The sequence below is a fragment of the Bradyrhizobium sp. MI1.3 genome, assembly GCF_055811695.1.
This window is the reverse complement of record NZ_JBVVPQ010000031.1, coordinates 45581-58058: the sequence shown is the minus strand read 5'-3', so window position 1 is coordinate 58058 and position 12478 is coordinate 45581. Positions and strand designations below refer to the sequence as shown.

Genomic DNA, 12478 nt, shown 5'->3' with positions numbered 1-12478 from the left:
TCAGGCGCCTTCAACTTGGAGCCGAAGATTCCCGGCACGAATATCACGACTTCCATGATCGCTCCCCCTCAAGTTTGACGGCAATGGTCATACGGTCTCATCAGTCGCTCAACGCAATGAGACTGTCGGATCGCCCAAGATCACAAGGTTCTGGCGATCCATTCCGGCTAGCTGACGATAGACCCGCAACGTGTCGCGATCATCGGCGTCGGGCGGTGGCTGAAACAACCCGAAGAAACTGCCCGACTCCTTGAATATGTCCGCGAGCGCCCAGCCGATCGTCGGTGCCGGGCGGATGGCTGCATGGAGGCTGTCGTAAAGACAGCGCACGATTGTGTGCGCCAGCTCCTGCTTGGTCAGGGGGTCCCGTAGCGTCCAATCGAAGGTCGGCTCTACGTGGCCAATGAATGCGCGCAGCGGGTTGGGTTTCCCGAGCATCTTGCGCGGCAATGGCGCAACGCGCGCGCCTGCGACCGTTGCCACGCCACGCGTCAGCGCGGCATTCTTCTCGTTTGGCGTGAACAGCTCCAGGTATCGCGTGATGGCGTCCGAGCCGGCTGAACAGCAGGCATGAGAATACCAGACGGCGCCCCCGGGCGACCACGCATCGAGGGCCTCGGCTGTTAGGTACTGTCGGAGCGCGTCCACCGGCGATCCGAGATTGGCGATGGTGGCGGAAGTGTCCTTTAACCGACCCGTCATGCCGTGGCTGGTCGTGCAAATGAACCTCGGTTGGCGCTCCTGAAGAGCACTCACTAGTGCCGCGCAAGTCGCGCTCGCGTCGGTGATCCAGACCCGGCCTTTGGTCTCTCCGTCTTGCGCAAACCGGCCCTCAAGCTTGGCGCCGATAATGCGTGCCATTAGAAAGGTGATGTCGGGCACTCCCCAGTTTGTGCTCCAGACAACCGGCCGGGCGAGGTCTGAGGTGCCGGCGCTCTTCCAATCGTCGATCAGCGCGTCGACATAGTTGCCAAGTCCCTCCTCGACTGACAGGTCGAGGCGGCCGACAAATGCCGAGAGATTAAGCCCGTACTGTACGGCCCAAGGGATTTCCGTGGGCGAACCGTAGAGCAGAAGATAGTGGGGAATTTGTCCCGCGCGCACGCCGCGATCGGGGGCTGCCGTCGATAGTGGCTCGCACTCTCCGTCCTTGTAGTAGCGATACAACAGACCGGGCGGCTTGTTGGGACGATACCGCAGAACCGGCGCAGTTTCCGCAGGCGCGTGTGCTCGCGCAGCAAGCAAGCGGCGCAAGGGTTCCGGCGCATCTGCGCCGACGGCCTTGTCCTTGGCCGGAATGCTATCGTTGTCACGGAGCACTAAGCCCCAGCCCACGTCCCGCGAGCGCCAATCTCGCATGTCTGCGACGCCTGTCGGCGCCAGCGTGGGAACTCTCAACAACCGGTTCGAGGCGTCTTCCGGCGTCCGGTCGGGAAATTCGAACGTTGGGGTTTGAGATCCATCCCACGCGTTAATGCGGAGCTCTGCAGGCCGATCAATCTCCATCTCGTGCCGCCCCGTCTAAGCTACCGGCATCGGCTTCGGGCCCGGGCAACGCGCCGGCAAAAATGTCCCCCATTGATCCCCTTGCTCGCGGCCAACAAACATCACAAACGCGCACAACGCCGCTGAGAGTTGCCGTGGCGAACAACAAGGGATGCCCTCCCGTGCTACATTGATTGCAGTCGGAGGTTGTAACTATAGCTGGCAACTTGCAACGTTTTTGCGATCTAGTTCACTAAAGCCAAAGAGTTTAATCGAGAGAGGGGCCTTCGCACTGATGGCCCGCTTGCGTCAGCGGTAATTAGGTGCGGCGTTTCCATGCCCTTCTCTCACGAACCTGGATTTGTTTGCCTGTAGCCGTTGTCTGTTGCGCATTGCAACTGCAGCTCGCATTGCGGTTTTTAACTATTCCACCATGATCCATCGTCGCCGCTCAATCCGGCTCAGGGAGCCTGAAGAGCTGAAGTCGGCAATTCGGCGACTAGATTATTGTCAACTGAACCCAATCTTCCGTCGAACATTTTTGTCCATACTCGGGCCCATACTTGCGCGAAGATTGCATGCGGTTTGGCGCGGACGCTCATGGCCTCTAGCGAACAACCTGCGCCTTTCTCACAGGTGCTTCTTGAACTTGCGCGAACGTGTGCGAATGAGGGCGATATACGCTAATTCTGACACTCTCTCCGCCATTGATACGCAAGTTGCAGGCTATTTGCGGACCAGCCGGCCGCCGTGCCCCTGATCCTGCCCACTAAGTGTATCAGCCCGCGCGCGCGTTTTGGCGCATGGTGGCCGTGCTGCCGTCGCTGACGGAATGGCTCGAGACTTTGTGAGGTCGCTATACAAGGTCACTTACGGCGATTACACCAAAATCCAGTTCGGCGCTCCATACATCACATCGTTTACGACCCACGCGAGCAACTACGAAAGGCAGCATGGCTTGCTGAGCCAATGGCGAGAGTATGGACGAGAGGGTTACTGCCTCGTGTTCGACACGGCCTCGCTAGCATAACTTCTTCTAACTGACTTCGATCAGGCCTATTTCACTCACCTAAATCTCGCCAAAGCGATCTACTCCGTCGAAGATTTTGACATCGAAGAAAAATTCAAATTGCTCCTGGAGAGGTGCGAGCAATACGTCGGGGAATTGCTTAACAAAAGGCAGACGCCCGAGATGATAGAGGATGGGTTTGCTCCCTTTGCTGCCGCCACGACGCTCTTCAAGCATCATGGATTTCGCGAAGAAAACGAGGTCAGGATAGTTGCAATGCCCGGGACGCGCTATTTGTCGGAAAGGACAAAGGCTCAGTTTCCAGCATTTGTTGACCGACCTCTGGTCGAGCCGCGCAAGGTTTTGGGTGCCGATGGCACGACAATCCGCAAGCACATCACGCTGCTAAGCCACGCGGGAGGGCGCCTACCTATAACGCGGATTATCGTTGGGCCAGGCCCGGATCAGGGAAGGCGCGCTTCGCGTGCTAGGGAGCTTGTGGGCGATACAATAGAGATCACCCGATCTGACATTCCTTGGACGGGATAAGATCGGCCTCTAACTCCGGCGGTCGCAGACTAGCGCCTGTGCATAAGTGCACAGATCGGGAACCTGACTCCTCGATCCGCGCCGGGCGTGGTAACTTCAGTGAGTCGGCACGCGACACCTATTGCCAGCTTCAAGCCTTCGGCGCCCTGAACGGGCGGGGCGTAAGAAGCGCTTCTGAGGCGGCGAGGACTACCCTCGCTTCGGCAAAAGGAGAGTGGCCATGTGGCCTTCTTGTCCTATGCAGATGCCGGTGCCGGTGCGGGCTTACGTCCGCTTCCGCTTCGGCCGGTGGGAGAGCGTAACTGCTCACTGCCGAGGTCTGCCCAGCCGGTGACACGGCAAAGGCAGACCCAGTAGCGTTGCGTAAAGTGTGCTCACCTGGGGGTGGCTTCGGCCACCCTCTTTTTTGTGAGCTAAGAGTATTCGCAGACTCCTGTAAAGAGTCAGAAATTCTCTTTTTGAATTGAAGGCTGATTTTCCACTGAGCCGCTGACCGAAGCCGCCGGCCGACATGGTGCTCATTACTTTTCTCTGCTTGAAAGGCTCTCCATCTACCTCCGTTGCCACCAGCAGCCGTTGGGCATTAATCTAGGAAGCGCCCTGAATAAAGGAGCAGGAAGAATGTGCCCATGGCTATACCCCTGCGGCAGGCGCGGGATATGGCGATCTTCTGCGGGGCTGCTCGAGCATCCGACGGGCCAAGTCCGGGTGATTTAAGGCGCTGTGCGCGCCCAGCCGAGCTTCTTAGGGCTCTAATCAAATGGACACTCTCTCCGCCATCAGCCCCGTCCGGCCAACCCATACCTTCCGTCCCTCGCGCCCCTCCGCGACACCCTTCCATCGGCAATCGCCACCGAGATGGAATAATATGCGGCTGCAGGCAAATGCTCCAATTTGTCGCTGTCCAAATGGCGGCGTCAAAACCCGGTCGCGATAAAGCAATCTGGCGGTAGTTAATTCCATCATTCAACCAATACATGCGTCACGGAGACGACCTCATTAGTGTCTCTCGCGGCTTCGTCGCGATCGCGCGCCATGCAGAAACGCGCCTGTACACGGCCGTGTGACCTCCATAACTTCCGCGGCGCAATGTGAGGAGATGCGACGTGGCGAAGAAGACGGCGACCAGGAAGAAAAGTGCTGCGAAGAAAGCAGCGAGGACCTCCGGCAAGACAAGCGCCGTTCGCAAGGGCAAGGTCGCGAAGGCCGCAACGAAGCCGGTCAAGCAAGCCGCTCCGCGCAAATCGTCCGCACCACGCCGCCCCAAAGGGCCGGCCTGGCAATGGTCGGCGGTCGAGACCGCGGCCGCCATCCGCTCTGGCGCTATCTCCGCGGTCGAGACTGTCGAGGCGCATCTCGAGCGGATGCGTGCCGTCAATCCGAGGCTGAACGCCGTCGTCGTGGATTTCTCGGAGGAAGCGCTGGCTGCGGCCCATGCGGCCGACAAGCGGCGCGCCAAGGGCGGCGAGCTCGGCCTTCTGCACGGCGTACCGATCACGATCAAGGAGAATGTCGATTACGAAGGCCGTCCCAATTTCAACGGCGTGCCGGCCAACAAGGATCTCATCGCGCCGTCGGATTCGCCCGTGGTGCGCAACCTGAAAAAGGCCGGCGCGGTCGTCATCGGCCTCACCAACACGCCGGAATTCTCCTTCCGCGGCTTCACCGACAATCCCTTGCACGGGCTGACGCTCAATCCCTGGGATCCTGATATCACTTGTGGCGGCTCCTCGGGCGGTGCGGGTTCGGCGGTCGCCGCCGGCATCGGCACCATCGCGCATGGCAACGACATCGGCGGCTCGCTGCGCTGGCCGGCGCATTGCAACGGCGTTGTGACTATCAAGCCGACGCAGGGGCGTATTCCTGCGTTCAACGCGAGCGCAACCGCCGAGCGGCCGATGCTGGCGCATCTGATGTCGGCGCAGGGGCCGCTCGCCCGCCACGTCGCCGACGTCAGGCTCGCGCTCGAGGTGATGAGCCAGCGCGATCCGCGCGATCCCTGGTGGGTGCCGGCGCCGCTGGTCGGACCGAAGTCGAAGGGGCCGATCAAGGTCGCGCTCGCCAGGATCCCTGAAGACATGGACGTCGATCCGCACGTCGCGGCGGCGTTGCGTCAGGCCGCCGATCATCTGGAGCGTTCCGGCTATCGCGTCAGCGAGGTCGATGTGCCCGACATCGACGGCGTCTGGCAGACCTGGTGCGACATCATCACCAACGAGACGATGGTGATGCAGGAAGCCGGCATGCTGAAGGTGACGTCCGAAGACTTCCACAAGGCGTGGGGCGGCATGAAAGCCAAGGCCAACGTGCTCGACCTCAAGGCCTGGATGCAGGCGACCGCCGCGCGCAACGGCCACATCCGCGCCTGGCAATTGTTCTTCGAGGAATATCCGGTGGTACTGGCACCGACCACGGTGAAGTCGATTCCAGGCCCGCGCGAGGACACGGTTAGCCCCGAGCGCGTGCGCGAGATTTTCTGGGGCGAGATCCGCTTCATCTCCGCGATCAACGTGCTGGGCCTGCCTGGCGCCGTGGTGCCGGTGATGCTGCACGATGGCAAGCCGATCGGCGTGCAGCTCATTGCCGGGCGCTATCGCGAGGACCTCGCGCTCGATGCAGCGGCTGCGATCGAGAAGCGGGCTGGTGTGCTCGCTCGTCGGCTATGGGAACAGATGGACTGATAGGGCAGCGAAGTTTGTTTCCCTCTCCCTTTGTGGGAGAGGGTGGCGCGCCGCGCAGCGGCGAGACGGGTGAGGAGTCTCTCTCCGCTAACGCAAGCTTGGCCGTATGGATAGAGACCCCTCATCCGGCGCTTCGCGCCACCTTCTCCCACAAGGGGGGAAGGGAGTGCAGCGTGGTTGCCGCCGCAAACCACAAAACTTCATTAATCCAATTTGACTTGAATTTTAGCCAATTCCCCAACAAGCGTTAGGGTTACTTCCTCGATCTCTAGACGAATTATTGTCCGCTTTACCACCCGCCTCTAACAGAGGGACGGCGGACAACGCACATGCCTCATACAGGCCAATAAGTGCGGCCCGCTCCACGCGGAGGTGGCACGATGCGCAACGAGACGATCGCTATTCACGCCGGCTACGAGCCCGAAGCCACCACGCACGCTGTTGCCGTGCCGATCTACCAGACCGCGGCCTACGCCTTCGACAGCGCCGATCACGGCGCGGCGCTCTTCAATCTCGAGACCGAAGGCTATCGCTACAGCCGCATCGCCAATCCGACCAGCGCGGTGTTGGAGAAACGTATCGCCGAGCTCGAGGGCGGCGTCGGCGCGCTTGCGGTCGCGACCGGGCAGGCCGCGCTGCATTTCGCCTTCGTCAACGTCGCCGATCACGGCGGCAACATCGTTTCCGTGCCGCAGCTCTACGGCACCACGCATACGCTGCTCTCGCACATCCTGCCGCGGCAGGGCATCACCGGCCGCTTCGCCGAGAGCGACAAGCCCGAGGCGATCGAAAAGCTGATCGACGAGAACACCCGCGCCGTGTTCGCCGAAACCATCGGCAATCCCGCCGGCAATGTCTGCGACATCGAGGCACTGGCGAAGATCGCCCATGCCCATGGCGTGCCGCTGATCGTCGACAATACCGTTGCAACCCCCATCCTGCTCAAGCCGTTCGATTACGGCGCCGACATCGCCGTGCATTCGCTGACGAAATTCCTGGGTGGCCATGGTACCACGCTCGGCGGCGCCATCGTCGATTCCGGAAATTTCCCCTGGGCCAAGCACGTCGATCGCTTCCCCGGCTACAACAAGCCGGACGCCTCCTATCACGGCCTCGTCTATGCCGAGCGCTTCGGCAAGACGGCGTACATTGAGCGCGCGCGCAGCATCTATCAGCGCACCATGGGTTCGGTGCTGTCGCCGTTCAACGCCTTCCTGCTGCTCCAGGGCATCGAGACCGTCGCGCTGCGCATGGAGCGCCACTGCGAGAATGCCCGCAAGGTCGCCGAATTCCTGCGCAAGGATCCGCGCGTGGCCTGGGTCAATTACACCGGTTTCCCGGACAGTCCTTATTATCCGCTGGTCCAGAAATATCTCGACGGCAACGCCTCGTCGCTGTTCACCTTCGGCATCAAGGGCGGCATGGAAGCCGGCAAGTCCTTCTACGATGCGTTGAACCTGATCACGCGCCTCGTCAATATCGGCGATGCCAAGTCGCTGGCCTGCCATCCGGCCTCGACGACGCACCGGCAGATGTCTGCCGAGCAGCAGCGGGTCGCCGGCGTTTTGCCGGAAACGATCCGCTTGTCGATCGGCATCGAGCATTGCCAGGACATCATCGAGGACCTCGACCAGGCCCTGGAAAAGGCCTGCCGGTCCGCGCGCCTCCAGGCCGCGGAGTAGGCGGCGGCGCCGATGACGATCCTGATCGACAGGGATCAAGGCATATCGAGCCCGGCGCTGGTGCCGGGGGCGGGCGATCTGGCGCGCGAGCACGGCGACACAGAGCTCACCATCGGATTGATCAACAACATGCCGGATCCGGCGCTGAAGGCGACCGAGCGGCAGTTCATGAAGCTGCTGCAAGCCGCAGCAGGTCCGCGCCGCATCCGCTTTCACTGCTTCTCGCTGCCCTCGGTCAAGCGCTCGCCGGAAGCGAAGTGGCATGTCGATAGCGAATATTCGGAACTCACCGAGCTCAGGCGCCACAGGTTCGACGGCCTGATCGTGACCGGCGCCGAGCCGATCGCGCCCGAGCTCGACCAGGAACCGTACTGGCGCGACCTCACCGAGCTGATCGACTGGGCCAAGGTCAACACGCGCTCGACGATCTGGTCGTGCCTCGCTGCGCACGCCGCGGTGCTGCATCTCGACCGCATCGAACGGCGGCCGCTCGCCGCCAAATGTCACGGCATTTTCGACTGCGAAGCCGTGACCGGCGATCCGCTGACGCGGGCCGCGCCTGCGCCGCTCAAGGTCTCGCATTCGCGCCTGAACGAGATCGCCGAGAGCGACCTCGCGCAGGCCGGCTACCAGGTGCTGACGCGTTCGGCAAAGGCCGGCGTCGACATCTTCGTCCGGCAATATGCCAGCCGCTTCGTGTTCTTCCAGGGCCATCCGGAATATGACGCGCTGTCGCTTCAGCGTGAATATCTGCGCGACATCGGCCGTTATCTCGCGCGTGAGCGCGACAATTATCCGCATTTGCCCGTGAGCTATTTTGACGCTGCGACGGAAGAGAAGCTGGTCCGCTTCGAGAAGCAGGCAAGGCACCAGCGCCACCCCGCGCTCAGCAACGAGCTGCCCGCGCTGAATTTGCGCACCGATATCGCCGCTGGCAGCGCCGCGGCGGCATTGTTCCGGAACTGGCTGCAATATCTCGGCGCGGGGACCGATGCGTCGGTGCTTGCGCGTTAGGTCGGGACGACGAGCTCGACGTTAGGACTAACGAAGTGTGAAGCTTGCCTCGAGCAGCGTACGAATGCTTCAGTGAGGGGCGGGACAGACAGGAAATGCGAGTCGTGTGGTCGGCACTCCAGGGACGCGTGAGCAATCGGCTGGCCCGGCATTTCCGCGCCGCGCCGCATCGGCTGCCCGCGAATGCGCCCATGGTGAGCTTCACCTTCGACGATGCCCCCGATAGCGCCGCAGGCGAGGGCGCCGGGCTTCTGGAGCAGCATGGCGGTCGCGGTACCTTCTATCTCGCCGGCAGCCTGGTCGATCGTCCCTCGGACCACTGGCACGGCCTGTCGAACGACGCCATCGTGCGGCTTCACCGGGCCGGACACGAGATTGCCTGCCACACCTTCTCGCACCAGAGCGCGGTCGGTCTCGACGAGACCGCCATGGCCCGGGAGATCGAGCGAAACCGCAGCCATTTTCGCGGCATTGATTCCTCGATCACGCTGGAAAATTTCGCTTACCCCTATGGCATCGCGTCGGTGTGGCGCAAGCCGCAGCTCGCCAAGACCTTCCGCTCGGCGCGCGGCATCCTTCCCGGCGTCAATCGCGACGTCATCGACCTCCAGTTCCTGCGCGCCTCGCCCCTGGTCGATCGCGAGATCAATACGACGGGTGTCGATCGCTATTTCGACGAGGCGGTCGAGAGCGGCGGTTGGCTGATCTTCTACGGTCATGACGTCGCCGACGCGCCGAGCCCATATGGCTGCACGCCGCACCTGATGCGCCATGCGCTGCAGGCCGCCGGGAAGCGCGACATGCCGATCGTGACGGTCGCGGAAGCGCTGCGACGGATCGGCGCGTAAGAAAGTTTTCTTCCCACAAAGGGTGGGGGAAGGCGGCGTCCGGCGGAGCAAACGGTCTTGCCACGCCTGCGCGGTCATGCGACTGGCCTTGGGACGAATCTCACGGCCTCACCCCGACATGCCCATGTCCTCTCCTTCCACCGCTCCGCTGTCCGCGCCGGCCCAGGGCCGCGATGCGTTGTCGGTGCTGCGTTCGGTGTTCGGCCTGCCCGGGTTCCGCGGCGCGCAGGGTGAGATCATCCGGCACGTCACGGACGGCGGCAATTGCCTGGTGTTGATGCCGACCGGCGGCGGCAAGTCGCTGTGCTATCAATTGCCGGCACTGCTGCGCGAAGGCTGCGGTGTCGTGGTGTCGCCCTTGATTGCGCTGATGCGCGATCAGGTCGCCGCCATGCTCGAAGCAGGAGTCAACGCCGCCGCGCTGAACTCGTCGCTGACCCCGCAGGAAGCGTCCGACATCGAGCGGCGCCTGATCGCGGGTGATCTCGACCTGCTCTATGTCGCGCCGGAACGGCTGCTGACGCCGCGCTGCCTGGCGCTGCTGGCGCGGGCGAAGGTGGCGCTGTTCGCTATCGACGAGGCGCATTGCGTCTCGCAATGGGGCCATGATTTCCGCCCCGAATATGTCGGCCTGTCGGTCATCGCCGAGCGTTTTCCCGACGTTCCCCGCATCGCGCTGACCGCGACTGCCGACGAATTGACCCGCAAGGAAATCGTCGAGCGGCTTCACCTTGCAGACAGTCCGCACTTCGTCTCGAGCTTCGATCGTCCCAACATCCGTTACGAGATCGTCGACAAGCGCAACGCGGTGTCGCAGCTCAAGGATTTCATCCGGGAGCGTCACGCGGGAGATGCGGGCGTCGTCTATTGCCTGTCCCGCAAACGGGTCGAGGAGGTCGCCGCCGCGCTCGACGATGCCGGCATTGCCGCGTTGCCATACCACGCCGGGCTCGACAGCAGCGTGCGCTCGCGCAACCAGGACCGCTTCCTCAACGAGGACGGCATCGTCATCGTCGCGACCATCGCTTTCGGCATGGGCATCGACAAGCCGGACGTGCGTTTCGTCGCGCATCTCGATCTGCCCAAGAGCATCGAGGCCTATTACCAGGAGACGGGGCGCGCCGGCCGTGACGGCAAGCCGTCGGCGGCCTGGATGGCCTACGGTCTCTCGGACATCGTGCAGCAGCGCCGTATGATCGACGAGTCGAGCGGCTCCGACGAATTCAAGCGGGTCTCGATCGGCAAGCTCGATGCGCTTGTTGGCCTGGCCGAAACGCCGCACTGCCGGCGCCGGCGGCTGCTCGCCTATTTCGGCGAGATCGTGATGGGCGAGGGCTGCGGCAATTGCGACAATTGCCTGATGCCGCCGAAAATGCGCGACGGCAAGGTGCTGGCGCAAAAACTGCTATCCTGTGCCTATCGCACCGGGCAGCGCTTCGGCGCGATGCACCTCATCGACGTGCTGATCGGACGGCTCACCGAGAAGGTGACGCAGTTCGGTCACGACAAGCTCACCGTCTTCGGCATCGGACGCGAGCTCAACGAGAAGCAGTGGCGCACGGTGCTGCGGCAGCTCGTGGCGATGGGACATTTGCTGAGTGACAGCGAAGCGTTCGGCGCGCTTAAGCTGACGGATTCGTCGCGCGGCGTGCTGCGGGGCGAAACGGAAGTGTGGCTGCGCGAAGAAGCGCCCGGCGCCCGGATCCGTTCAAGCCGCGCCAAGTCCCGCCGCGGTGATCTTGCGCCTGCGGCCGGCGCGGCGCAGGGCGATGTCGATCCTGAATTGCGCGCGCGGCTACGAGCATGGCGCTCGGAGATTGCCCGCGCACGTGGCGTGCCGGCCTACGTCGTGCTGCACGACGCCACCATCGACGGCATCGTTCGCGCATGGCCGACCACGCTGGACGAGCTGCGCAATGTGCCCGGCATCGGCGACAAGAAGCTCGAGCATTACGGCGACGAGCTGCTGCAGATTGTCAGGACGCGGTAGGGCGCGCCACACCCCCGCCGTCATCCCGGACAAGCGCTGCGAAGCGGAGCGCCGATCCGGGATCCATAGCCACAGGCCGTAGGAAAAGGCACGCTGACTGCCTCAGCGTGTTTCAACAATTGGCAGTCGGGGTAATGGGTCCTGGCTTTCGCCAGGACGACACTCGTGGGGAGGTGCGCGCCGCCTCACATCACCGACGCGCTAGCCGTTCCGGAACGCATACCCGTAGCCGTTCAGCGCCGGCGCGCCGCCGAGATGGGCGTAGAGGATCTTCGCGCCTTTCTCGAAATAGCCCTTTTGCGTAAGGTCGATCAGGCCCTGCATCGACTTGCCCTCGTAGACGGGATCGGTGATCATGGCTTCGAGACGCGCGCTGAGGCGGATCGCCTCCTTGGTCTCTTCCGACGGCACGCCATAGGCTGGATAAGCGTAATCCTCGATCAGAACGACGTCGTCTGCGACGAGATCCTGGCCGAGTTCGACAAGCTTGGCCGTGTTCTGCGCGATCGAGAGCACCTGCGCCTTGGTCTGCGCCGGGGTGAACGACGCGTCGATGCCGATCACCTTTCGCGCGCGGCCATCGGCGGCGAAGCCGACCAGCATGCCGGCATGGGTGGAGCCGGTGACGGTGCAGACCACGATGTAGTCGAACTTGAAGCCGAGCTCGGCTTCCTGCTTGCGCACTTCTTCAGCGAAGCCGACATAGCCGAGCCCACCGAATTTGTGCACGGAGGCGCCGGCGGGAATCGCGTAGGGCTTGCCGCCCGCCGCCTTCACCTCCTCGATGGCCTCCTCCCAGCTCTTGCGAATGCCGATATCGAAGCCGTCGTCGACCAGGCGCACGTCGGCGCCCATGATGCGCGACAGCATGATGTTGCCGACGCGGTCATAGACGGCGTCCTCGTGCGGCACCCAGGCTTCCTGCACCAGGCGGCACTTCATGCCGATCTTGGCAGCGACCGCCGCGATCATGCGGGTGTGGTTGGACTGCACGCCGCCGATCGAGACCAGCGTGTCGGCGTTCGAGGCGATCGCGTCGGGGATGATGTATTCGAGCTTGCGCAGCTTGTTGCCGCCATAGGCGAGCCCGGAATTGCAGTCCTCGCGCTTGGCGTAGACCTCGACATTGCCGCCGAGATGCTTCGAGAGCCGCTCCAGCTTCTCGATGGGCGTCGGACCAAAGGTCAGCGGATAGCGCGCGAATTTTTCGAGCATCGTCA

General features: G+C 62.8%; 8 protein-coding genes. 5 read left to right on the top strand and 3 right to left on the bottom strand.

Going from position 1 to position 12478, the window contains the following annotated elements:
• Positions 1-108: 108 nt before the first annotated feature.
• Both AC0L3A_RS22670 and AC0L3A_RS22665 read right to left on the bottom strand, forming a co-directional pair.
• The gene (locus AC0L3A_RS22670) at positions 109-1506 is read right to left on the bottom strand and encodes a hypothetical protein (protein WP_473255211.1); all 1398 of its coding nucleotides are present in this window, start codon (positions 1504-1506) and stop codon (positions 109-111) included.
• A gap of 1048 nt (positions 1507-2554) precedes the next feature.
• On the bottom strand, positions 2555-2734 hold the full coding sequence (locus AC0L3A_RS22665) for a hypothetical protein (protein WP_473255210.1): 180 nt from the start codon (positions 2732-2734) through the stop codon (positions 2555-2557).
• A gap of 1415 nt (positions 2735-4149) precedes the next feature.
• On the opposite strand from AC0L3A_RS22665, the gene AC0L3A_RS22660 reads away from it, so the two are divergent.
• From AC0L3A_RS22660 to recQ, 5 genes are all read left to right on the top strand, one after another.
• A complete protein-coding gene (locus AC0L3A_RS22660; RefSeq protein ID WP_473255209.1) occupies positions 4150-5724 on the top strand; it encodes an amidase family protein in 1575 nt (524 codons plus the stop codon).
• Positions 5725-6104: 380 nt separating this feature from the next.
• Complete coding sequence (locus AC0L3A_RS22655; RefSeq protein ID WP_007599130.1) at positions 6105-7406, top strand: O-acetylhomoserine aminocarboxypropyltransferase/cysteine synthase family protein; 1302 nt, start codon at positions 6105-6107, stop codon at positions 7404-7406.
• Positions 7407-7418: 12 nt separating this feature from the next.
• Complete coding sequence (metA, locus tag AC0L3A_RS22650; protein WP_007599131.1) at positions 7419-8420, top strand: homoserine O-succinyltransferase MetA; 1002 nt, start codon at positions 7419-7421, stop codon at positions 8418-8420.
• 104 nt (positions 8421-8524) lie between these two features.
• A complete protein-coding gene (locus AC0L3A_RS22645) occupies positions 8525-9268 on the top strand; it encodes a polysaccharide deacetylase family protein (RefSeq protein WP_088941380.1) in 744 nt (247 codons plus the stop codon).
• A 124-nt stretch (positions 9269-9392) separates the two neighbouring features.
• Positions 9393-11258: a DNA helicase RecQ gene (gene recQ / locus AC0L3A_RS22640; protein WP_035993930.1), complete on the top strand. Its 1866-nt coding sequence runs from the start codon at positions 9393-9395 to the stop codon at positions 11256-11258.
• Positions 11259-11459: 201 nt separating this feature from the next.
• On the opposite strand, the gene AC0L3A_RS22635 is transcribed toward recQ, so the two are convergent.
• Positions 11460-12473, bottom strand: a complete 1014-nt coding sequence (locus AC0L3A_RS22635; RefSeq protein ID WP_219679422.1) for a 1-aminocyclopropane-1-carboxylate deaminase — start codon at positions 12471-12473, stop codon at positions 11460-11462.
• Between the last annotated feature and the right edge of the window lie 5 nt (positions 12474-12478).

Bases quoted from the DNA above. Each gene is read 5' to 3' on its own strand.
- AC0L3A_RS22665 (WP_473255210.1), bottom strand. From the start codon at position 2,734: ATGATGCTTGAAGAGCGTCGTGGCGGCAGCAAAGGGAGCAAACCCATC.
- recQ (WP_035993930.1), top strand. From the start codon at position 9,393: ATGTCCTCTCCTTCCACCGCTCCGCTGTCCGCGCCGGCCCAGGGCCGC.
- metA (WP_007599131.1), top strand. From the start codon at position 7,419: ATGACGATCCTGATCGACAGGGATCAAGGCATATCGAGCCCGGCGCTG.
- AC0L3A_RS22670 (WP_473255211.1), bottom strand. From the start codon at position 1,506: ATGGAGATTGATCGGCCTGCAGAGCTCCGCATTAACGCGTGGGATGGA.
- AC0L3A_RS22635 (WP_219679422.1), bottom strand. From the start codon at position 12,473: ATGCTCGAAAAATTCGCGCGCTATCCGCTGACCTTTGGTCCGACGCCC.
- AC0L3A_RS22655 (WP_007599130.1), top strand. From the start codon at position 6,105: ATGCGCAACGAGACGATCGCTATTCACGCCGGCTACGAGCCCGAAGCC.